The following is a 22,227-nucleotide window of genomic DNA, read 5'->3' as shown; positions in this document are numbered from 1 at the left end:
CCGGATGCAGGGATTTCTGAGATCGGAATTTTTCTTCAACTACCGCCGCAGCGCCTCGGCGATCATCGGCAGCGCGCTGATGCTGATCTTCGCCGTCTATGTCGCCTTTGGGCCCTGGCTGGTGGCGCAGAATCCGCACGACATTGCATCTTTGGAGCTGCTGGACAGCTTCAAGCCGCCGGTCTGGTTGCCGGGCGGCGACCCGCGTTATCCCTTGGGTACCGACGGGCAGGGCCGCGATATGCTGGCAAGCATCGTTTACGGTGCGCGCATCTCGGTGATGATCGGCGTGGTAGCGATGCTGTGTTCCTGTTTCATCGGTACGGCGCTGGGCCTGCTCGCCGGGTTCTATCGCGGGGCCATCGACTCCTTCATCATGCGGGTCGCCGATATCCAGCTTTCCTTCCCCTCGATTCTGATTGCGCTTTTCCTGATGTCGGCCGTCGGCACCGGCATCGACAAGGTGCTGATCGCCCTGACGGCGGTGGGCTGGGTGGTTTATGCCCGAACCGTGCGGGGCTCGACCTTGAGTGAGATCGAGAAGGAGTACGTCCAGGCGGCGAGGGTCGCCGGTCTTCCAGACCGCAAGATCATCCTGAAGCACGTTTTGCCGAACGTCCTCACACCGCTGATCGTCATCGCCACTATACAGGTGGGCACCTTTGTTCTGATCGAGGCGTCGCTCAGCTTTCTCGGTGTTGGCGTGCCGATCACCCAGCCTTCGCTCGGCCTGCTGGTGAAGAACGGTTTCGACGTACTGTTCAGCGGCCTCTGGTGGACCTCGGCTTTTCCCGGTCTGGCGATCATGATGCTGGTCTTCGGCATCAACCTCTTCGGCGACTTCCTGCGCGACGAACTGAATCCGAGGCTGAAGTGAGCGCGGAAAAGACAGCCCTGCTGGATGTGCGCGGACTCGAGACCCGCTTTTATACCTTCGCCGGTGTGGTGAATGCCGTCGACGGCGTCAGCTTCACGGTCGGGCGCGGCGAAATCCTGGGTCTGGTCGGCGAAAGCGGCGGCGGCAAGTCAGTGATCGGCTTTTCGATCCTCGGCCTGATCGACAGTCCCGGCAAGGTCGACGGCGGCCAGATACTCTTCGATGGTGACGATCTGGCCCGTAAGTCAGAGAGTGAGCTGCAGGGTATTCGAGGGCGCGATATTGCGATGGTGTTCCAGGACCCCATGACCTCGCTCAATCCTCTGCAGACCATAGGGCAGCAGATGGACGAGATGCTGCGGCTGCACAGCAAGCTCGATGCCCGGGCCCGCCGCGCGCGCTGCATCGAGATGTTGAACGACGTCGGCATTTCGGAAGCCGAGCGCCGTCTTAAGAACTATCCGCACCAGTTCTCCGGCGGTATGCGCCAGCGGGTGGTCATCGCCATTGCGATGATTGCGGGGCCGCGCCTCATCATTGCCGACGAGCCGACAACGGCCCTGGACGTGACCATCCAGTCGCAGATCCTCAAGCTGATGCGCCGCCAGGTGCGGGAGCGCGATGCCTCGATGATCCTCATTACCCACGATCTCGCGGTCGTCTCGCAGATGGCCGACCAGATCGTTGTGCTCTATTGCGGAAGGGTAGTGGAACAGGGCCCGAAGGAGGCCCTGATCCGCAAGCCCGCCCATCCCTATACCCAAGGCCTGCTCGGCTCGATTCCCAAGCTGCACGGCCGCCAGCCGCGGCTGACGCAGATCCCCGGCGCGGTGCCCGATGTGCGCAACCTGCCCAAGGGTTGCAACTTCCGGGAACGCTGCCCCTTCGCCCAGGCCCGCTGCGCGGAGGAGGAACCGCTGCCGCATCCCCTGACCGGGGAGCGTTCGGTCGCCTGTCATTTTCCGCTGGAAGAGGGGAGCAAGCCGTGACCGCTTTCCTGGAGGTCGAGAATCTGGAACAGCGTTTCGATGTCAGCGGCGGGCCGCTTGACAGGCTGCGCTTTGAAAACGGCCTGCCGACACTCGCGCGACGCATCGTCCATGCGGTCAACGGCGTGAGCTTCCAGATCGAACGCGGCGAGGTTCTGGGCCTGGTCGGTGAAAGCGGCTGCGGCAAGTCCACCGTCGCCAAGACCATCGCACGCATCTACAAACCGACGGGTGGTGCCATCCGCATCGAGGGTGAAGACATCTCCCAGCATGACTATCGCCGCATGCTGCCGGTAAGGCGCAAGCTGCAGATGATCTTTCAGGACCCCTTCGCTTCCCTCAATCCGCGCCAGCGGGTGCGCAACATCATCATGGAGCCGATGCTGCAGCACGCCGATCCCGGTGACAGCTCGGTGGCGCAGCGGGCGATCGAGCTGCTGGCCCGTGTCGGGCTGCGTCCGGAGCATGGAGACCGCTATCCGCACCAGTTTTCCGGCGGGCAACGCCAGCGCATCGGCATCGCCCGCGCGCTCTCAGTGAACCCGCAACTGGTGATCGCCGACGAGCCGGTCTCGGCCCTGGATGTCTCGATCCAGGCGCAGATCCTCAATCTGATGATGGACCTGCGCGACGAGTTCGGCCTGTCTTACCTCTTCATCACCCACGACCTCTCGGTCGTGCGCCATATCAGCGACCGGATCGGCGTCATGTATCTCGGCTTCATGGTGGAAACCGCGCCCCGCGATGCGCTGTTCGAATCGCCGCAGCATCCCTATACCCGCGCCTTGCTGTCGGCAGCCCCGGCCATCGATCCGGACCCGGAGGCTGAAGAGGAGATCGAGCTGACGGGTGAGGTGCCCAATGCCTTCGAACTGCCGAGCGGCTGCTGCTTTCGCACCCGCTGTCCCTTCGCTTTCGATCGCTGTGCGCAGGAGCGCCCGGTGCTGAAAGAGGCGGCGAGCGGACACCAGGTCGCCTGTCACCTGATGGACGGGGAAAGCTGATGGCCCATACGAGAATCCTGCAGGCAAGGCTGCGACTGGATGATCCCCACAACTGTACCGATGTGAATGACACCCTGACGGTGCTGGAAGCGCTCTATGACGCATTAGTGCGGCGCGATGAAACCGCTGGTTTCGCGCCGGCCCTGGCGACCGGCTGGGAGGTGTCGGCGGAGGGGCGGGTCTGGCTTTTTCATCTGCGCGACGGCGTGCGTTTTCATGACGGCGCGCCCTTGGATGCCGGGGCGGTCATCGCCTCCCTGACCCGCATGGCGCGGCCCGACATGGGGGTGACGCTCGGCGCGCCGGGCGTCTACTCGCAGTATCTGACCGGGGCGGCCTTCGAGGCCCCGACACCCAGCAGCGTCCGCATCGTACTGGCCGAACCCATGGCGGATCTGCTCGATCTGCTGGTCTACGGCTACATCGTTGCCCCCTCGGTGCTGGACAACCCGCTGGCCCGGCCCTGCGGGACCGGACCTTACATCTTTGAGCGTGCCGGCGAGGACTTTTTCCGGGCGCGCGCCAACGCCGATCATTTCGATGGTCCGCCCTCTCATGAGGGAATCGAGTGGCGCAAGATCACGTCGGCCGAGGATCGGCTCGCTGCCTTGGAGAATGGGAAGGCCGAGGTGGCGAATACCCTGCCTTCTGGCGTCGACCCGGCAGGGGCGACGGCGCAGACCTATCTGTCGCCCACGACCATCATCTATCTGTTCAACGCGGCCTCGGGCCCGCTTCGAGACGGCCGGATACGCCGCGCGCTCAATCTGGCTTTGGATCGCGCGGCCCTGGTCGACGATGTGCTGGGCGGCGCCGGCGCGCCGCTCTACGGGTTTCTCAGTCCGGCTCATGTGGGCTATCGAGCTGAGGATCATCCAGCGCCGCGCCCCGAGGAAGCCCGCGCCCTGCTGCGGGAGGCTGGAGTCGAAGGCGGCCTTACGCTCGATGTCGATTGCCCGACCAGCCTGCCCAACGAAGCGGAAGCCTTGACCGCCGCCATTGCGGCGCAGCTCGCGCCTTTTGGCGTGACCCTGAACGTGAAGATCCATGAAGGCCGGGAGGCTTATGCCCATCGGGTCAGGCGCAGCGAGATCGCCGATCTCTGTGTGTTCGATTCCAGCCCTCTCAGCACCTTCCGGGTCCTCTGCGAAAAGATCGACTCGCGCGTTCAAGGGTCCTGGTGGCTCGGCTATGCCAATCCGGCGGTCGAGAAGCTGATCGACAGGGCCCGGGTCACGACCGGCGACACAGCCAGAGAAAAGATCTTTCGCGAGTGTCACGGTTTGCTCCGCGAGGACCCGCCCTGGCTGTTCGTCTATAACAATTTGCGACGGGTGGCGCTTCGCGGCCGGCACCCGGACTGGCGGATGCGCCGCGACGGCGTGTTGGACGTGCGCAGGCTGCCTCGTATCGAGGGGGCTGGCGATGGCTGATCTGATCATTTCGGGCGGCGTCGTTATCCCTATGGACCCGGCACGCCGTGTCATCGAGGACGGAGCGGTGGCGATCGCCGGCGACCGTATCGTTGCCGTGGGTTCAACCGCCGAGGTTCTGGCCGCGCATCAAGCGCCGCGCACCATCGATGCCGCGCGCAAACTGGTGCTGCCCGGGCTGATCGACGTCCACGCCCATGCCGGCCACGGACTCATCAAGTCCATGGGCGCGGCGCAGCCCGGTGCCTGGGAAGCGCTCTGCGGAGAGGTCTACACCACCGGCTCGACGCCCGCCTTCTGGCGCGCCGAGGCCGAACTGGCCGCGCTGGAGCGTCTGCGCTTCGGCGTCACCACCGGCGTATCGCTGTTGGGCGGCGGCGACACGGTCATGCGCTCCGACGATCCGGCCCATGCGGCTGCGCACTGCGAGGGCGTGCTCGCCGTAGGCACCCGTGACGTTCTGGCGATCGGGTCCACGCGCCCGCCGCACCCCAGGACCTACGCCGACTGGAAGGGCGACCAACGGAAAGACAAGCCGGTGGATTTCGAAACCCAGTTCGCCACGATGGCACAGGTGGTTGCGGACTGGCACGACAGCCATGACCGGCGCATTTCCGTTGCTCTTTTGACCCCGGTGCTGCGCAACGAACATGTCGGCGAACTCGGCCCGACGCTGATGGAAGAGGCGATGGAGCAGACCCGGCGTGTCCGCCGTCTGTCCCGCGACACTGGGACGATCTTCACTCAGGACGGCCATTGGCGCGGCTCGGTGGAGCGGGCGCAGGCCATGGGAATTCTCGGCCCGGATGCCCTGTTGAGCCATGCCATCGATCTCAGCGAGGCGGAGATCGCGCTTTGTGCCGAGACCGACACCAAGATCGCCCATAACCCCAGCGCCATCGCCTCGGTCATGGGCCGCTGTCCGGTAACGGAATTGATGGACGCAGGTGTGACGGTCGCGCTGGGCTCCGACGCCACGGCGCCCGACCGTTCGGGGGATATGTTCCGTCATATGCAGCAGTGCATGCACTACCACCGCACCCATTTCCGCGATCCCGACATCCTGCCGCCGGGCCAGGTGCTGGCGATGGCCACCATCGATGGCGCCCGCGCCTTGGGCATGGAAAATGAAATCGGCTCGCTGGAACCGGGGAAGAAGGCGGACCTTCTGCTGCTCGATCTGGCCCGCCCGCACCTCTATCCACTCAACATGCCGGCCTATCGCGCCGTCTGCTTTGCCAACGGCAATGACGTACACAGCGTCATCGTCAACGGTGAGGTGGTTTTGGAAGAGCGGCGTGCGGTTAAGGTCGATGAAACCGCTGTGCTGGAAGCGGCACAGATTGAATGCGAGCGCATGATCGCGCGGACGGGTTCGGCCGGCTTGCTCGCCATGCCCGACGACTTTTTCGGCCAGCCGCACCGACGTTAAACAGGGAAAGATCGAATGATGGAGTTTACGGAGTCCGCCCGGGGCGTCTATGTCATCGCGCCAACGCCCTTCACAAGCGAAGGGGCGGTGGATCTGGAGAGCACGGACCGCATGGTCGATTTCTTTCTGGAGCGCGGGGCCAACGGGCTGACCATTCTCGGCATGATGGGTGAGGCGCCGAAGCTCACCCTTGAGGAATCCTTCACCTTTGTCCGGCGCGTGCTGGCCCGGGTGAAGGGCCGGGTTCCTGTGATTGTCGGCGTTTCCGCCCCCGGTTTTGCCCAGATGGGCGCCCTTAGCGACAGAGTTATGGGGGACGGCGCCTCGGGTGTGATGGTCGCGCCGGCAGCGGCGCTGCGCTCCGACGAACAGATCCTGGGGTATTACCGTCAGGTCGTGGAAACGATCGGCGAGTCCACACCCTTCGTGCTTCAGGACTTTCCGCTGGTCACCAACGTGATCATACCGGTTTCGGTGATCCTGAAGATCGTCGAGGAACTGCCGAGCTGTGTCTGCCTCAAACACGAGGACTGGCCGGGGCTTAGCAAGATCGCCGCGCTGCGCGATGCCTCTGCGGCCGGGGCACGGCGCATCTCTATCCTTTGCGGCAATGGCGGTCTTTTCCTGCCGGAAGAGATGCTGCGCGGAGCCGATGGCGCCATGACCGGTTTCGCCTATCCGGAGATGATGATCGATGTCTGCCGTCTGCATGCTGAGGGAGAGACGAAGCGCGCCCGGGACGTCTTCGATGCCTACCTGCCGCTCGCCCGTTATGAGCAGCAGCCGGGACTGGGCCTTGCCTTGCGCAAGTACACGCTGGCCAAACGTGGTATCATCGCGGAAGCGAAACTTCGCCGGCCCGGGCCCAACCTCAGCGCTGCGGATATTGCAGAGCTCGAGGCCTTGATCGACCGCCAGACAGCCCGCTTGGCGGCGCTGGGATGACAGCGCTGCGAGGCGATGACAGCAACACAGAGGTTTGGTTCAAAGAGGCGCAGAGAAGAACAACAGCGCGCCGCCAGTTGGTGACTATCAAACGGAGACAAGCAGGATGAGTGACTACGATCTGGCCATCCGTGGCGGCACTGTGATCACGGCGTCATCGGCAATGAGCTGCGACATCGGCGTCAAGGATGGTGAGGTCGTCGCACTTGACAAAGAACTTGGTCCGGCTGCCCGTGACATCGATGCTTCCGGAAAGCTGATTCTGCCTGGCGGTATCGAAGGGCACTGTCACATCGAACAGGTGTCGTCCACCGGGCTGATGACTTCTGACGACTTCGAAAGTGCGACCATCTCGGCAGCCTTCGGCGGCAACACCACGGTTATTCCCTTTGCCGCCCAGCACCGCGGAGACTCGCTGCGCCAGACGGTGGAAGACTATCACGCCTGTGCCGGCCCCAAATCGGTGATCGACTACGGATATCATCTGATTGTGTCCGACCCGACGCCGGAAGTGCTGGGCCAGGAACTGCCGGCGCTGATCAAGGCCGGCTTCACATCGTTCAAGGTCTACATGACCTATGATGCGCTGCGTCTCGACGACCGCCAGATGCTGGACGTGCTCTCCACGGCCAGACGCGAAGGCGCGCTGGTGATGATCCATGCAGAAAACCACGAGATGATCCGCTGGCTGACCGAGAAACTGGTCGACGGCAGCAACACAGCGCCCAAGTATCATGCGGTCAGTCACAGCCGGCTGGGCGAAAGCGAGGCGACACACCGCGCGATTACGCTGTCGCAACTGGTCGACACGCCGATCCTGATCGTGCATGTCTCCAGCGAGGAAGCGACCTCGGAGATCCGCCGCGCCCAGGACAATGGCCTGAAGGTCTATGGGGAAACCTGTCCGCAATACCTGTTTTTGACGGCGGAAGACCTCGACAAGCAAGGGATGGAAGGCGCGAAGTTCTGTTGCAGTCCGCCGCCGCGCGATGCCGATGCCCAGGAGGCGGTCTGGCGCGGCCTGCAGAACGGCACCTTTCAAGTGTTTTCCTCCGATCACGCCCCCTACCGCTTCGATGAGACCGGCAAGCTGAGTGCCGGGCCGAATCCGCCCTTTACCAAGATCGCCAATGGCGTGCCGGGGATCGAGTTGCGCCTGCCTTTGCTGTTTTCGGAGGGTGTGCGCAAGGGGCGGATCGATATCCACAAGTTCGTCGAGCTTACCGCGACCAATGTGGCCCGGCTCTACGGCCTGTTTCCGCGTAAGGGCACGATTGCGGTTGGGGCCGACGCGGATCTTGTTCTTTGGGATCCGGATCTGGAGCGCACGGTCCGGTACGACGATCTGCACGACCGGGCCGGCTATACGCCTTATGAAGGCATGACCCTTACCGGCTGGCCGGTGATGGTGATCAACCGCGGCCGCATCGTTGTCGAAGACAACAGCCTGCAGGTGGCGCCGGGCTCGGGCAAATTCCTGCCGCGCGAGCTGTCGCGCTTTGCCGCTCCTCTTGGGCGTCTCGAGCCGGAAGTCGATCCAGCGCGTAACTTCGGCGCCCCAATTCTGCCCGCAGGCCGTTAAGCTGTATTCTGTGTCTGTGAGTCCTGAGAAACAAGCACTTCAGGATCGCATGACAGCGATACTCTTTCTGAAGCGGACCACAGCGAAAGCGAAGAAAAGGCTGCCGATGACCGTCACAAGTGCAAACTGCGGCCACACGATGTCGATGCCGGCGCCACGGTAGAGAATGGCTTGCGCGAAGCTGACGAAGTGGGTCGAAGGCACAGCCTGCATTATGGCCTGCAACAACTCCGGCTGGCTTTCGACTGGCGTCTCTCCGCCCGACAGCAGGTTCATCGGCAGGAAGACCATCATGAAAAGAAGACCGAACTGAGGCATTGAGCGGGCTATGGTGGCAAGGAAGATACCCAGCGCTGTTGCAAAGAACAGATAGAGCGCGGTTCCCGTGAGGAACAGCGCTTTTGAACCGGCGATCGGCACCTGCAGCAGCATCTCGACCATAAGCCACAGCGACAGCCCGGCGGCGCCGAGGATGACCAGGCCGTTTGCCCAGACCTTCGCCACCATGATTTCGATCGGAGTCAATGGCATGACCAGCAGGTGTTCGATGGTGCCGTGCTCACGCTCCCGGATCAAAGCGGCGCCGGTCAGAACAATGGCCAGCATGGTGACGTTGTTGATGATCTCCGTCACACTGGTGAACCAGGCGCTCGTGATGTTGGGGTTGAAGGCATAGCGCGCCTTCAGTTCAACAGGATGAGCCGTAGCGGGCGCTCCCAGGAAGGTGTTGATTTCCTGCGTCAGGATGTTGGCGATGTAGCCGTCGCCGATGCCCGCCTGCATCATGGCGGTGGCATCAATGTTGACTTGCAGCGCTGGGCGGCGATCCGCCAGGACATCGGCCTGGAAGCCATGAGGGATGACCAGTGCGAAAGTGTAACGCCCGGAATCCATGCCGGGGTCGATCTCCCTGAAGGAAATCAACGTCGGTTCCTTGAAGTAGGGCGGCAGGAAGGCCTCTCGAATGCGCGCCGAGAGTTGAGAGCGGTCCTCGTCGACGATGGCAATGGAGCCGTTTTTCAGCTCATGCGACATCCCGGTAGCGGCAGTGTAGATGGCGAAGGAGAAGGCCCAGACGATGAGCGCGAGCAGAACTGTATCGCGCCGCAGGCTGAACAGTTCCTTGACGCCCAGGCGGTAGATGTTCTCAAGACGCCGCATGATCAGCGCTCCTGCTTGTTCAGCAACAGCATGCTGAGGACCGTCAGGATGGGGATGAACGCGGCCAACGCCAGGAAGTCTCGATAAAGATCGGCAAAGCCGAGCGCCTTGGTGAAGGCTCCGACGCTGATGGTCATGAAATAACCGGTCGGAAAACCTTGCCCTATAAGGGCGGCGTTGCCGTCGAGCGAGGCCACCGGCTGCATCATGCCGGAAAACATGACCGCGGGGACCGTGGTTGCGATGGCTGTCGCGAACAAAGCGGCGATCTGGGTCTTGGTGAAGGAGGAGATGAGCAGGCCGAAGCCGGTGGTCGCCGTCACATAGAGGAGGGCGCCGACGCTGAGCGCCAGGAAACTGCCGTTCACCGGGACGCCGAACAGGAAGACCGCAAGCGCGCACATCAGCAGGAAGTTGGCCATTCCCAGGACAATGTAAGGCAGTTGCTTGCCGAACAGGAACTCAAGCCGGGTCACCGGAGTCACATAGAGGTTGGTGATCGATCCAAGCTCCTTCTCCCGCACCACGCCCAGGGCCATCAGGATCGCCGGAATAAAGACCAGCATCAGGGCGATCACCGTGGGGACCATGGCGAAGATGCTCTTGAAGTCCTGGTTGTAGCGGTAGCGGGATTCGATCTCCGCCGGCAAAAAAACCGGATCGCTGCCGGTGCTGCGCCGCGAAAGCTCTGTCAGATAGTGTCGGTGCAGGCCTTCCAGGTACCCCAGTGTCGTCTCCGCCGCGAAGGGCATGGAGCCGTCGATCCAGGCGGCGACTTCCGGGGTCCGGCCTTGAAGCAGGTCTTTGCCGAAGCCGGGCGGTATCTCGACCGCCAGTGTGATGTCGCCGCTTTTGAGACGCTGGTCCATCTCGCGGTGGGTTGACAGGGCCGGGCGCTCCAGGAAGTACCGGGAACCGGCAAGTCCTTCGAGGTAGCTGCGGCTCTCGGGCGTCTGGTCGCGATCAAGCACGGCGTAAGTCAGATCTTCGACATCGAAGCTGATTCCATAACCAAAGACGAGCATCAGAAAGGCGGTCCCGACCAGCGCAACCGCCAGCCGGATCGGATCGCGCAGGAGTTCCATGGACTCCCGCAGGCTGTAGGCGAAAAGGCGGCGTGGGCTGAAACCCAGCGCGGAGCTTGTCCGTGTAGCCTCGGTTTTGGATGACGAGATTTTGGGTGGTTGCGCAACCACAGGGCTGTCCCCGGTATCGCTTTGCCCGGTGGCTTCTTGGAGGTAGTCGATAAAGGCTTCTTCCAGCGTGTCGGCACCGCGCTGCTCGACCAGCGCCGCCGGTGTGCCGCTGGCCAGAACCTGTCCCGCGTGCATCAGAGAGATCCTGTCGCAGCGCGTTGCTTCGTTCATGAAATGGGTGGAGATGAAAATCGTGACGCCCTGATTGCGGGAAAGGTCAATCAGGAGTTCCCAAAAGCTGTCCCGGGCGATCGGATCGACGCCGGAGGTCGGTTCATCCAGGATGAGCATCTCCGGTTCGTGAATCGTGGCGACGGCAAGGGACAGGCGCTGGCGAACCCCCAGAGGCAGTGTTGCCGCCAGCACCTCGGCATAGCTGGTGAGTCCGAAACGTTCTATCAGTTCCTCAATCCGCCCTGCGATGCGCTGGCGCGGCAGGTGGAACAGCCTGGCGTGCAGATCGAGGTTCTGGCGTACCGTGAGTTCGGCATAGAGCGAGAATGCCTGGGACATGTAGCCGACCCGCTTGCGGGTTTCCAGGTCATGGGCTTTGGTTTCCTCACCGAACAACCAGGCCCCACCTTCGGACGCCGGCAGCAACCCGGTCAGGACTTTCATGGTCGTGGTTTTGCCGCAGCCGTTGGAGCCGAGGAAGCCGAAGATCTCTCCCCGTTCGATCTCGAAGCTGACCTGGTCGACGGCGGTGAAGTCGCCGAAGCGGCGCGTCAGTTTTTTGGCAACGATGGCGGGCGGCCCGTCGTGCTGCTGGCGCAACTGGATCGTCAGGTTCCGATGTCCGCGCCGCTCGTCCTCCGGCAGGAGGGCGATGAAGGCCTCTTCGAGCGTTTCTGCGCCCACCTCGTCCTTGATCTGCGCCGGGCTGCCGGTTGCAAGGACTGCGCCGTCGTTCATGGCGACCAGGAAGTCGAAGCGCTCGGCTTCGTCCATGTAGGCAGTGGCGACAAGCACGCCCATGCCGGGCCTCTCCAGCCGAATGCGGTCTATCAGGTCCCAGAACTGGCGGCGCGACAGCGGATCGACGCCGGTGGTCGGTTCATCGAGGATCAGGAGATCCGGGTCGTGGATCAGAGCGCAGCAAAGGCCGAGCTTCTGTTTCATGCCGCCGGACAGTTTGCCCGCCGGCCTGTCGGGGAAAGGGTCGAGACCGGTGCTTTTCAGCAGGTCTGCAATGCGATCATGGCGTTCTTTCCTGTCTTGTCCGAACAGGCGCCCGAAGAACTCCAGGTTCTCGAACACCGTCAGATCCATGTAGAGATTCTTGCCCAATCCCTGAGGCATATAGGCAATCCGCGGGCAAACGCGGCGCCGATGCCGCGGGTCGGCCATGTCGCCGTCCAGGGCCGTTACCCTGCCGCCTTGTATTTTTCGCGCCCCGGCCACCAGCGCCAGCAGGGTGGACTTCCCGACGCCGTCCGGGCCGATGAAACCCACCGTCCGGCCCGCCGGCAGGTCGAGTGTGACATCATCGAGAGCCAGGGTATCTCCATAGACATGCGTGAGGCTTTCCAACCGCACTGCCGGCGCCGGCCCTGCGCCCGCGGCGATCGCCCCTGCGGTCATTGCCCCGGCGCCGGGGGCAGCCTTACGCCGAGATTCTCCGGCCACTCGATATCGGAACCGAGCAGAACATAAGCCTCGCCGGGCAACCCGGTTTTTACCTTCTCGACGTGGGCGCGCAGAAGCGCGGGATCGATCTTGACTTTGACGCGGAACATCAGCTTCTCGCGTTCGCTGCGGGTCTCTACCTCTCTGGGTGTGAACTGCGCGTTGGCGGCGACGAAGGAGACCTTGGCCGGAATGACGAATTCAGGGACCGCGTCCAGAACGATACGCGCCTGCGAGCCGACAAACACGCGGCCGACCTGGGCGGTGGGAAGGAAAATCGTCATATAGACGTCACTCAGGTCCAACAACGTCACGACCTTGCCACCGTCGGCCAGAACCTCCCCCGGTTCTGCAAGCCGGTATTGAATCCGGCCCTCGCGCGGTGCTTTCAGAACCGAATCATCGACCTGGGCCTCTATGCGCCGTGCTTCCGCCGCTGCCGAATCCACGGCGCGCTGGGTGCTGAAAAGGCGGGCGCCCGCGGCGTCGAGTACCGCCTTTGCGGTGTCTCTCTCCGTTTGGCGCCGTTCGAGGTGTTCTTTGGAGACATGGCCTTTTTGGACAAGAAAAAGCGCGCGGTCCAGTTCCTGTTGCGCAAAACTGAGTTCGCTTTTGCGCTGGGCGATCTGGGCCTGTGCTTCGGCGACGGCCTCCTGGGCTTGTGCGATATCCGCTTCCGCCCTGGCAAGGCTTGCGTCCAGTTCGGCTGTATCCATGCGTGCCAGGATCTGGCCGCTTTCGACCATCTCCCCTTCGTTGACGAGAACCTCCATGACACGGCCGGCATATTTGGCGGCGACATGCACCTCTTCCGCCTCGATACGCCCATTGCCGGTGGCGATACCCTCCGGCAGTTGACTGCGCTGCTGCTGCCACCAGTAGTAGGCACCGGCTGCCGCGGCGAAACCGAGCAACAGAACAACGAGGATCGTTCGAACATGCTTCATCGTCAACTCTCAGGCCAATGCGGTAGACTTCGACGCTCCGAGCAGATCGTCACCGTTAGGACAGGTGTGGCTGCTGCGCTCAAGTTCAAGAAGATCCATGCTAGAGACAGCCCGTGTAAAACGCGCTACCTGACCCCACGGAACACGCGCCTCGTCGCGTGATCAACGCGCAAGTCACACAGCCAAATCCGCGCCCTGGGTCAGGGCGTGGGCTTCAAGGTCAGTTGTCTCACACTCCGCCGGCTGTATGGATGACCTAGATCAAGCTTCGCGGGCTCCGCGGGACACTCTGTCCTTTGGTTGCCCAGGGCGCCGTTCATGCCGAACCCTAGTATTCTTGATTATGACCTGTGTGGAGGGTGCCGGGTCCAATGGTTTGGTGCAGGCTGCCATGGGAGCATCCCGGCGCCACGGCAAAGCGGCGTTCCAATTCAATTGAAACGCCACCTGGTTTTTTGCCTGCCGTCTGTGCCGTCGATGACAGCAGACTTGTAAAGAAGGAGGGGTGACGCTCGGGCACAGCCGGGAGGCCGGCGCCCGAGCGTCTGTGAACCGCGATCACGCAAGATCAAAGCGATCGAGGTTCATGACCTTGGTCCAGGCATCCACGAAGTCACGCACGAAGGTCTCGCGGGAATCTTCGCAACCGTAAACCTCGGCGAGGGCGCGAAGCTGCGAATTTGAACCGAAGATGAGGTCGGCGCGGCTGCCGGTCCACCTCAGTTCACCCGTTGCGCGGTCCCGGCCTTCGAACACGTCGTCTGCATCCGAGGTTGCCTTCCACGTCGTGCCCATGTCGAGTAGGTTGACGAAGAAATCGTTGGTCAAGGTTTCCGGCTGCTTGGTGAAGACGCCGTGCTGCGATCCGTCGAAGTTGGCGCCGAGGACCCGCAGACCACCGACCAGTGCCGTCATCTCAGGCGCCGTCAGGGTCAGCAGTTGTGCCCGATCGACCAGAAGCTCCTCCGCCGAAACCGTGTACTTGGCTTTCAGGTAGTTGCGGAAACCGTCTGCCGCGGGCTCAAGGACGGCGAAGGACTCGACGTCGGTCTGCTCCTGCGAGGCATCCGTGCGCCCCGGGGTGAAGGGAACGGTCACGTTCTGGCCGGCCTTCCTGGCAGCTTGTTCCACCGCGGCGCAGCCGCCGAGGACGATGATGTCGGCCAGCGAAACGGCCTTGCCGTTGGCCTGCGACTCGTTGAAGGCTTTTTGGATTCCTTCGAGGCTCTCGATCACCCTCGCCAACTGGGCCGGTTGGTTCACCTCCCAGTCCTTCTGCGGTGCAAGACGGATACGCGCGCCGTTTGCGCCGCCGCGTTTGTCCGACCCGCGGAAGGTCGAAGCCGATGCCCAGGCGGTCGAGACCAGTTCGGAAACGGTCGGTCCTGCGGCAAGGATCTTTTCCTTAAGGGCAGCGATATCCTTGTCGTCGATCAAGGTATGGGTTGCCGTGGGGACAGGGTCCTGCCACAGCAGTTCCTCTTCCGGCACTTCCTTGCCCAGATAGAGCGAGCGCGGGCCCATGTCGCGGTGGGTCAACTTGAACCAAGCCCGTTTGAAGGCTTCCGCGAAGGCGTCCGGGTTCTCATGGAAACGCCGCGAAATCGGCTCGTAAATCGGATCCATGCGCATGGCCATATCGGCCGTGGTCATCATGATCGGAACCCGCTTGCCGGACCCGTCCACCTGCGGCGCGTGATCCTTTTCCGCCAGATCTTTCGGGGCCCACTGATTCGCGCCTGCGGGGCTTTTCGTCAGCTCCCACTCGTAGCCGAACAGCACATCGAAATAGGTGTTGTCCCAGGTGATCGGGGTCGGCGTCCAGGCGCCTTCGATGCCACTGGTGATGGCGTCGACACCCTTGCCGCTGCCGTGGGTGCTGAGCCAGCCGAGGCCTTGCGCTTCGATCGGCGCGCCCTCCGGCTCAGGGCCGACAAGCGCGGCATCGCCGGCCCCGTGCGCCTTGCCGAAGGTATGGCCACCGGCGACGAGCGCGACAGTCTCCTCGTCGTTCATTGCCATGCGGGCAAAGGTCTCGCGAATGTCGCGTCCGGAAGCGACCGGGTCCGGATTGCCATTCGGCCCTTCCGGATTCACATAGATCAGGCCCATCTGGACGGCGGCGAGGGGATTGTCGAGCTGCCGGTCGCCGGAATAGCGGTTGTCGCCGAGCCAGGTATCTTCCGAGCCCCAGTAGATGTCTTCTTCCGGCTCCCAGATATCGGGGCGGCCGCCGGCGAAGCCGAAGGTCTTCAGCCCCATGGACTCGATGGCGCAGTTCCCGGCGAGGATCAGCAGATCGGCCCAGGAAATCTGCTTGCCGTATTTCTGTTTGATCGGCCACAGCAGCATCCGCGCCTTGTCGAGGTTGCCGTTGTCGGGCCAGCTGTTGAGCGGCGCGAAGCGCTGCGAGCCCGAGGAACCGCCGCCACGGCCGTCGCCGGTGCGGTAGGTGCCGGCGCTGTGCCAGGCCATGCGGATGAAGAGCGGTCCATAGTGCCCGTAGTCCGCCGGCCACCAGTCCTGAGAGGTGGTCATAAGCTCGAAAATGTCTTTCTTCAGGGCATCCAGGTCGAGCTTCTTGAACTCCTCAGCATAGTTGAACGCCTTGTCCATGGGGTTGGACAAGGACGAGTTCTGATGAAGAATCCTGAGGTTCAACTGGTTCGGCCACCAGTCCCGGTTTGACCGGACCCCGGAGTTCGTGTGCATAACGGGGCACTTGCTTACGGCTCCCAAATCATTTCCGTCCATCGTTCTCTCCGGTGTTGGCTGTGTTGATACTGGGTTACGGGGGTGAAGGTTAAGGTTGCGGCACTGGCTGGCCCTCAATCTTCGACAAAGAAAATATAGCGCCCGCTGATCATCAATTTAAGTTGTATATACTGATCTTATTGATAAGATATTCTTATGATAAATCTAACCCTCAAACAGCTGCGCTATTTCATGGCTTTAGCGCAGCATGGGCACTTCGGACGGGCGGCCGAGGCCTCCGCCATCTCTCAGCCCGCCTTGTCCATGCAGATCAAGGAGTTGGAGGAATCGCTCGGCACCGCGCTGTTTGAGCGCAGTGCCCGGCATGTCCGGCTGACCAGCTTCGGCGAGGAATTCGCGCTGCGTGTCCGCGACATCCTGCGGTCGGTCGACGAACTGGGCGATTTGGCGCGGGCCTCCCATGACCGCCTGGTGGGGCGGTTGCGGATCGGGGTGATCCCGACGATAGCGCCCTATCTGCTTCCGACAATGATCGGAAATCTGACCCGAATGTACGGCGAGCTCGATATTCACGTGCGGGAGACGATGACGTCGCGGTTGATCCGGGAGCTGTCGGAAGGCCAACTCGATGCGGCCATTCTGGCCTTGCCGGTGTCCGAGCCGTCGTTTACCGAGCTTCCCTTGTTCACCGAGGAACTCCTGCTGGTGCGGCCAGGCGCCGATGAGGGCAAGCCCGTGCCGACTCGGGAGATGCTGCGCGAGATGCGGTTGCTTCTTCTGGAAGAAGGGCATTGCTTTCGCGATCAGGCTTTGTCTTTCTGCAACATACAGTCCGGACTGCCGAGAGAGGGATTGGACGGAACCTCTCTGTCCACGCTAGTCCAGATGGTCGGCGCCGGCGTCGGCGTTACCTTCATTCCGGAAATGGCCGTGGCGGTGGAGACGCGCTCGGCATCGGTTTCCGTCGCGCGTTTCAAGAGTCCTCAGCCCTCGCGAACGGTGGGCATGGTCTGGCGCAAAAAGAACCCTCTGACGAAACAGCTTCTGCGGATTTCCGAGATTGTTCGTCATTCTGCTGATACCTTGCGTGCGGAGCGCGACCCGCTATTGTCATCGCTGGCCTCTCAGGCATGACATCGGGGCCGCGGCAGCAGAATTCTGGCGTTAAGCGCAGCGGCTCGGGCAGCGGCATTGGAAAGAGTTGGTGAAACCTTGACTGAAAAACCTTGACTGGGATGGACCGCAAACTCTCCGTCGCGCCCATGATGGATTGGACAAAGAGTTCAAACATTATAGGCAGTTAGAGGGCCGCATGTGGAAATCCTGTGCACCAAGAGGGCCAAGGAGGTCCACGAACGTCCAGACTCACAGGCCCATAACCTGAGTGTCGCAGGTTCGGATCCTGCCCACGATCAAAAGCCTCACTCGGCCGGATGGCTGCGGCACGGGCCGTCGATATCATTGAGCGGATACCGAGGGTGGTCATGATCGCTGTCAGTGGCCGTTGCGCTTGGACAAGCAATTCGATCTCACTGATGTGCAGAGCGTCTCGGCGGGACACCTACGCTGCCTCCGGCAGCCAAACCGAGAATGTCGTACCGACACCCAGTTCACTGTCGACGGAGATCGTACCACCCTGGCGTTCGATCAGCGTGTGCGTGATCGAGAGGCCGAGGCCCGTTCCCTGATCGCGTTTAGTCGTAAAAAATGGATCGAACACTTTCTGTAGAATATCGGCTGCCATACCTACGCCCGTGTCGGCAACCTCGATCACAACACCACTTCGTTTGTCGACATCGCGGTCGAACGTCCGCACGGCGAGGCTGCCTCCGTCCGGCATTGCGTGAATTGCATTGACCATGAGATTAACCAGGACCTGCTGCAACTCGGTCCGGTTCATGACGACCTGAAGGGTTGCAGCGTCCTCGCGCCTGACCGCGATCTTCGCCTTGTGCAAGAGGTGCTTCACCAACGGCAGGCAGTCTGAGACGACGTCCTGCGGCTTGTGGCTTTCCACGTAGTCCGCGTATTCCTCGGGCTTCGCGAACTGCAGGAGTTTCGTTACGATGACATTGATCCGATGGATCTGCTCATCAAGCAGCTTCAGCTCCGTAGTCGCCAAGGCAGCTTTGTCGCCCATAATGCTGCGCAGCACATCCAGGTTTCCCTGCATCACTGCAATGGGGTTGTTGATCTCATGGGCGACGCCGGCGGTAATCTCACCGATCGCGGCCAGCTTCTCGGACATGATCAATTGCTTCGTTGTTGCTTCAAGTTGACGATTGGCCAGTTGGAGTTCGCGTGTTCGCTCGTCCACCCGCTCATTCAACTCTTCGTTCCAGTTGCGAAGTTGCCGATCCCTGGTCTGAATTCGATCCAGGAGATCGTCCAAGTGAGCGGCCACGCGTCCGATCTCATCACTGGCGTCGACGATGCCCGTACGCGCGCTCAAATCGCCGCCTTCGACATGGCCGATCGTCGCCGTCATCCGTTCGAGCGGCCGGAAGATGCCACGAGCCCATCGCAGAAAGATCGGAATACTGGCTACGGTAATGGCGAGAAACGCAAGGACAATCGTCCAGAGTGTCTCGTACTTCGCCTCTTTGAACGGCGCTTCGAGGAAGCCGACATAGAGCATGCCGATCCGTTGACCGAAGCTGTCGATGATCGGCTCGTAAGCGGACATGTACCAGTCGTTTACGACGAAGGCGCTGTCCAGCCAAGTCTTGCCTTCGTCGAGCACCGTCGAACGGACGATTGCCGAGACCCGCGTGCCGAGCGCGCGCTGGCCCTCGAACAGCCGGACGTTCGTGCTGACGCGAACGTCTTCGAGGAACAGCGTTGCCGTACCCTGACTGCCCTCGGGCAGGCTCGCTTCCTGATAGACGAGGTCGTTGATCGTATCGATGAAAACCAGGTTTCTGTTTAGCAATATGCCGCCGACCAGAACGCCTGGACGGCTGTTTGAAATGGTCACCGGGACAGCGGAATGAATGACCATACCGCGGGTTTCGGACGTCCGATCTGTCTTGACGGCATTGGCTGTCGGGACCAGTTCCAATCGCGAGCGCTCGGCCAAGGACTGGGAGATCAGCGCCAGCTCTCCGTTCGAGTACAGGTCGATCTCGGTACGCGGTTCGCCCGCGATTGCCGATGCAATAATTGGCCAGGTTCTCCGACCGTGGTCTTTTGTGGTGGTCGGCGCCGCGAATAGGATTCTGCCGGCCTCGTCGCTGATGTAGAGGAAATCGAGTTTCTGCGACTCGCGGGAAGACTCGAGAAACTTCCCGATCCCATTCTCGCGCTCAACAACCTCCTCGAATCGGGCCGACGCGCCGAGTGCCTGAAGGCGATCTTGGGTCGCTTCCAAGATCCGAGACAGATACTGGTGCGCGATCGTCAGGTCGGCGTTGACTTTTGAGATCAGGGTCGCGTCGAAACGGTCGCTCCAGCGGACGATCGTGATGCCTAAAAGCACCGGCAGGATGACCAGTGTCGGCAGCAGGGCGATGGCCAGCAGCCGGAAGCGGACCGAGCGGCCGCGCGGTTTGGACATCGGCCGAGGCGCCGTTTCATGCATTCCAGGTGGCGCATTTGCGGTCGATTGTCTTCCTGGATATGCCCAGTTGGCGCGCAGCCTCTTCTCGGTTGCCGCCGACCGACTGGAGAACGGCGAGGATGTGCCGCCGTTCGACGCTGGCGAGGCTGATTTCGGGGCCACGGTTCGATGTGGCCTCGGTGCCGAACTGATCGGGGAAACGCCCGAGGATGAGAGACCGCTCGATCACGTTGCGCAGCTCGCGAACGTTTCCGGGCCAGTCATAATGTGACAGGCGTTCCTTCGTGCGTTCGCACATCTCCACCGGCGGCATGCCCAACTGCTGCGATAAACGCCGCATTAGAAGTTCCGCCAGCTCGTGGACGTCGTCGCCGCGATCCTTGAGCGGAGGGAGATGGAGTTGCATGACATTGATGCGGAAGTAAAGTTCAGCTCGGAACCGGCCGTCACTAACCTGTTCGCCGAGATCCGCGTTGGTTGCGAAGACGAAACGTACGTCGACCGGAACTTCGCGTTCGGCGCCAACGGGGCGTACCCTTTTATCCTCAAGAACACGCAGCAGCTTGCCCTGTAAGGCGTGCGGCAATTCCCCGATTTCGTCCAGGAAAAGCGTTCCGCCCCGCGCATGCAACAGGAGACCGTCCCGGCTTGCTTGAGCGCCGGTAAACGCACCTTTGACGTGGCCGAAGAGTTCGCTCTCGATCATCTCCGGCGGAATGGCGGCACAGTTGACCGGAACGAAGGGCTTATCGTTGCGGTCTGAGAGCGCATGCAGCGAGCGGGCCGCAATCTCCTTGCCCGTGCCGGACTGACCGGTGATAAGGACCGTCGTCGGCAGCGGTGCGACCCGGGCGATGGTATCGCGGACCTGCCGGACAACCTTCGACTCGCCGATCAGCCGGTCGCTCAGCCGCACATCGGAGGTCGACTCCAGCTGATGTCGCAGAACGTAATTTTCTCGTTGCAGCCTGACCCGATCCAGACAACGCGCCACCGCGTTTAGAATCTGGTTCGAGCGAAAAGGTTTCAGAACAAAGTCGGCCGCACCGGCGCGGAGCGCCTGAATCGCGGTTTCGAGATCGGCGTAGGCCGTCATGAGGATGGCATCGGCGAAGAAGCCGACCGAGCGCTGCTCCGCCAGCCACTCGACGCCATTTTTGCCGGACATGATGTTGTCCAGGATCAGAACATCGAAGTGATTTTCATCGAGCTTCGCCGTCGCCTCTTCCGTGTTCGATGCGGTTTCGAGACGCTTGCACTGCGGTCCCAGGGTGCGGAGGAGGAAGTTGCGCATACCAGGTTCGTCGTCGACGACCAAGATCGACGCTTTGGCCAGCCAGGGACCGAACTCGGGGCCGACACTGTGTTCCCGGTTTCTGTCTTCAGGCTCCACTTGCTTTTCCGCCACGCGCGGCATCACGCACTATCCTGCTTGTCTCCGGCCAAACGTCCTGCTGGTCCTTGGCCAAACAGGGTAAGGCGGTTAGCGTTGCCATTGCAAGGTTATGCGAATGCGTCTCATTCACAGAAACTACGACTTTCTATTGTAAAACCCAACAAAATCAAGACTTGCGTTGCTGGTTGGGTCTCCGATCGCGGGCGCTCTCCCCACCCCCGGCTGAAGCACTGAGATTGAATTCCTGTACATCGTCGTTCTGCGTCAACTCGACCTACTGGTGCCAAACAAGAAAGAACCCGCATCTTGAGGGACTGAACAAGAATGGCCACGGCGGTCGGCATCTGCATTGCTCTCTAGTGCGACATGAACACCGGAACGATCATGCTTTCCAACACGGTTCTGGTGACGCCACCGAGGATGACTTCGCGCAGCTTTGGTGTGCCGTAAGCGCCCATGATCAACAAGTCGGCGCCCGTATTCGCGAGTTCGTTCATGATCACGCTCGACGTGCTGATATCGCCCCTGGGCACGCGCTTCACGGTGTTGCTGATGCCGTGCGCCGTCAAATGGCGGGACAACTTCTCTCCGGGTTTGGTTTTCTGATAGTGCTCGATGTTTTCCGGATCGACGACGAGGATCAATGCTTCTTCCATTGTTTCCAGAAGCGGCAGGGAATCGTGCACCGCGCGCGTGGCCGCTCTGCTTCCGTCCCAAGCGATCAGCCCATTGCTGAACGGAACCCTTTTTGCGCCGACATAGGGCATGAATATGACCGGGCGGCCAGACGAGAACATCACCTGTTCGGAAAGCACGGCAACAAACGCGGCATGATCGCGGTCAGGGTTGGCCTGACGTAGGATGCTCAGGTCGTGAACACGGGCTAAGCGGGACAGTTTTTCGGATGCCTTGCCTTCATCGCATTCGATGATACTGGTCTCGGTGGCGATGCCAGCGGTCTCTGCCCGCTTGCGGAATTCATCGATCGTTGATTGCGCGTCGGCGCGGGCCTTTTCCACCACCGCATCGTTCCCTGAGACGCCAAGCTTCTGCAGGATGCCTGAGGAAGGCAGGGCGTCGACCACGACACCGGTCAGCGTGGCGTCATGAGCCTTGGCAATTGCAAGGGCGCTGCCGACACGTTCTTCGTTCGACTCGCCCTGGTCCAGATAAACTAGAATGTTTTTGAACCGCATAGTGTCGCTCGCTACTGATCAAGATACCGTTGCGCCAAAGCACATTGCTGATTTCACGGTCGTAGCATCCGGGTATTCGCGCAGTGCTACGTTGCCGTACGAAGTTTTGCCCCAGCATTTGATTTGCGCTGTCATTGGTGATTCTAGAAAAGAACGAAATTCTTCTCGA

The 22,227-nt window shown here is 61.6% G+C and carries 15 protein-coding genes; 8 read left to right on the top strand and 7 right to left on the bottom strand.

The window, feature by feature from the left end; all coding sequences use genetic code 11:
• The first annotated feature begins 4 nt into the window (after positions 1–4).
• From ACP146_RS18350 to hydA, 7 genes are all read left to right on the top strand, one after another.
• Entirely contained in the window at positions 5–877 is an 873-nt protein-coding gene (locus ACP146_RS18350) for an ABC transporter permease (RefSeq protein ID WP_422368199.1), read from the top strand.
• Positions 874–1,866: an ABC transporter ATP-binding protein gene (locus ACP146_RS18345; protein ID WP_422368198.1), complete on the top strand. Its 993-nt coding sequence runs from the start codon at positions 874–876 to the stop codon at positions 1,864–1,866. Before ACP146_RS18350 ends, ACP146_RS18345 begins: the two co-directional genes overlap by 4 nt.
• Positions 1,863–2,870 carry an ABC transporter ATP-binding protein gene (locus ACP146_RS18340; protein ID WP_422368197.1) on the top strand — a complete coding sequence of 336 codons (1,008 nt, stop codon included), beginning with the start codon at positions 1,863–1,865 and terminating at the stop codon, positions 2,868–2,870. The genes ACP146_RS18345 and ACP146_RS18340 overlap by 4 nt, the downstream gene beginning before the upstream one ends.
• Complete coding sequence (locus ACP146_RS18335; protein ID WP_422368196.1) at positions 2,870–4,303, top strand: ABC transporter substrate-binding protein; 1,434 nt, start codon at positions 2,870–2,872, stop codon at positions 4,301–4,303. The genes ACP146_RS18340 and ACP146_RS18335 overlap by 1 nt, the downstream gene beginning before the upstream one ends.
• On the top strand, positions 4,296–5,735 hold the full coding sequence (locus tag ACP146_RS18330; RefSeq protein WP_422368195.1) for an amidohydrolase family protein: 1,440 nt from the start codon (positions 4,296–4,298) through the stop codon (positions 5,733–5,735). Before ACP146_RS18335 ends, ACP146_RS18330 begins: the two co-directional genes overlap by 8 nt.
• Positions 5,736–5,750: 15 nt before the next feature.
• Positions 5,751–6,680 carry a dihydrodipicolinate synthase family protein gene (locus ACP146_RS18325; protein WP_422368194.1) on the top strand — a complete coding sequence of 310 codons (930 nt, stop codon included), beginning with the start codon at positions 5,751–5,753 and terminating at the stop codon, positions 6,678–6,680.
• 106 nt (positions 6,681–6,786) lie between these two features.
• The gene (hydA, locus tag ACP146_RS18320; RefSeq protein ID WP_422368193.1) at positions 6,787–8,262 is read left to right on the top strand and encodes a dihydropyrimidinase; all 1,476 of its coding nucleotides are present in this window, start codon (positions 6,787–6,789) and stop codon (positions 8,260–8,262) included.
• A 39-nt stretch (positions 8,263–8,301) separates the two neighbouring features.
• Here hydA and ACP146_RS18315 read toward each other — a convergent pair whose 3' ends face one another.
• The 4 genes from ACP146_RS18315 to katG form a co-directional block, all read right to left on the bottom strand.
• Positions 8,302–9,423 (bottom strand): ABC transporter permease, encoded by a 1,122-nt coding sequence (locus tag ACP146_RS18315; protein WP_422368192.1) that lies wholly within the window; start codon positions 9,421–9,423, stop codon positions 8,302–8,304.
• 2 nt (positions 9,424–9,425) lie between these two features.
• Positions 9,426–12,200 carry a ribosome-associated ATPase/putative transporter RbbA gene (gene rbbA / locus ACP146_RS18310; RefSeq protein ID WP_422368191.1) on the bottom strand — a complete coding sequence of 925 codons (2,775 nt, stop codon included), beginning with the start codon at positions 12,198–12,200 and terminating at the stop codon, positions 9,426–9,428.
• Complete coding sequence (locus ACP146_RS18305; protein ID WP_422368190.1) at positions 12,197–13,192, bottom strand: HlyD family secretion protein; 996 nt, start codon at positions 13,190–13,192, stop codon at positions 12,197–12,199. The genes rbbA and ACP146_RS18305 overlap by 4 nt, the downstream gene beginning before the upstream one ends.
• Positions 13,193–13,750: 558 nt before the next feature.
• On the bottom strand, positions 13,751–15,946 hold the full coding sequence (gene katG / locus ACP146_RS18300) for a catalase/peroxidase HPI (protein ID WP_422368189.1): 2,196 nt from the start codon (positions 15,944–15,946) through the stop codon (positions 13,751–13,753).
• 156 nt (positions 15,947–16,102) lie between these two features.
• On the opposite strand from katG, the gene ACP146_RS18295 reads away from it, so the two are divergent.
• Complete coding sequence (locus ACP146_RS18295) at positions 16,103–17,041, top strand: LysR substrate-binding domain-containing protein (protein ID WP_422368188.1); 939 nt, start codon at positions 16,103–16,105, stop codon at positions 17,039–17,041.
• Positions 17,042–17,468: 427 nt separating this feature from the next.
• Here ACP146_RS18295 and ACP146_RS18290 read toward each other — a convergent pair whose 3' ends face one another.
• The 3 genes from ACP146_RS18290 to ACP146_RS18280 form a co-directional block, all read right to left on the bottom strand.
• Positions 17,469–19,463, bottom strand: coding sequence for a sensor histidine kinase (locus tag ACP146_RS18290; RefSeq protein WP_422368187.1), 1,995 nt, complete (start codon positions 19,461–19,463; stop codon positions 17,469–17,471).
• 16 nt (positions 19,464–19,479) lie between these two features.
• Positions 19,480–20,883 (bottom strand): sigma-54-dependent transcriptional regulator, encoded by a 1,404-nt coding sequence (locus ACP146_RS18285; protein WP_422368186.1) that lies wholly within the window; start codon positions 20,881–20,883, stop codon positions 19,480–19,482.
• Positions 20,884–21,218: 335 nt separating this feature from the next.
• Positions 21,219–22,058 (bottom strand): universal stress protein, encoded by an 840-nt coding sequence (locus ACP146_RS18280; protein WP_422368185.1) that lies wholly within the window; start codon positions 22,056–22,058, stop codon positions 21,219–21,221.
• Positions 22,059–22,227: the final 169 nt, after the last annotated feature.

It is taken from the genome of Pelagibius sp. (genome assembly GCF_965249265.1).
Classification (GTDB): Bacteria; Pseudomonadota; Alphaproteobacteria; order Kiloniellales; family Kiloniellaceae; genus Pelagibius.
The sequence above is the reverse complement of the archived record's forward strand: the minus strand, read 5'-3'. Positions and strand labels throughout refer to the sequence as shown.

What these genes read in the sequence shown, in the direction of transcription:
- ACP146_RS18350 (WP_422368199.1), top strand. Translation starts at nt 5, where the DNA reads ATGCAGGGATTTCTGAGATCGGAATTTTTCTTCAACTACCGCCGCAGC.
- ACP146_RS18335 (WP_422368196.1), top strand. Translation starts at nt 2,870, where the DNA reads ATGGCCCATACGAGAATCCTGCAGGCAAGGCTGCGACTGGATGATCCC.
- ACP146_RS18330 (WP_422368195.1), top strand. Translation starts at nt 4,296, where the DNA reads ATGGCTGATCTGATCATTTCGGGCGGCGTCGTTATCCCTATGGACCCG.
- ACP146_RS18325 (WP_422368194.1), top strand. Translation starts at nt 5,751, where the DNA reads ATGATGGAGTTTACGGAGTCCGCCCGGGGCGTCTATGTCATCGCGCCA.
- hydA (WP_422368193.1), top strand. Translation starts at nt 6,787, where the DNA reads ATGAGTGACTACGATCTGGCCATCCGTGGCGGCACTGTGATCACGGCG.
- ACP146_RS18315 (WP_422368192.1), bottom strand. Translation starts at nt 9,423, where the DNA reads ATGCGGCGTCTTGAGAACATCTACCGCCTGGGCGTCAAGGAACTGTTC.
- rbbA (WP_422368191.1), bottom strand. Translation starts at nt 12,200, where the DNA reads ATGACCGCAGGGGCGATCGCCGCGGGCGCAGGGCCGGCGCCGGCAGTG.
- ACP146_RS18305 (WP_422368190.1), bottom strand. Translation starts at nt 13,192, where the DNA reads ATGAAGCATGTTCGAACGATCCTCGTTGTTCTGTTGCTCGGTTTCGCC.
- katG (WP_422368189.1), bottom strand. Translation starts at nt 15,946, where the DNA reads ATGGACGGAAATGATTTGGGAGCCGTAAGCAAGTGCCCCGTTATGCAC.
- ACP146_RS18295 (WP_422368188.1), top strand. Translation starts at nt 16,103, where the DNA reads ATGATAAATCTAACCCTCAAACAGCTGCGCTATTTCATGGCTTTAGCG.
- ACP146_RS18290 (WP_422368187.1), bottom strand. Translation starts at nt 19,463, where the DNA reads ATGTCCAAACCGCGCGGCCGCTCGGTCCGCTTCCGGCTGCTGGCCATC.
- ACP146_RS18285 (WP_422368186.1), bottom strand. Translation starts at nt 20,883, where the DNA reads ATGCCGCGCGTGGCGGAAAAGCAAGTGGAGCCTGAAGACAGAAACCGG.
- ACP146_RS18280 (WP_422368185.1), bottom strand. Translation starts at nt 22,058, where the DNA reads ATGCGGTTCAAAAACATTCTAGTTTATCTGGACCAGGGCGAGTCGAAC.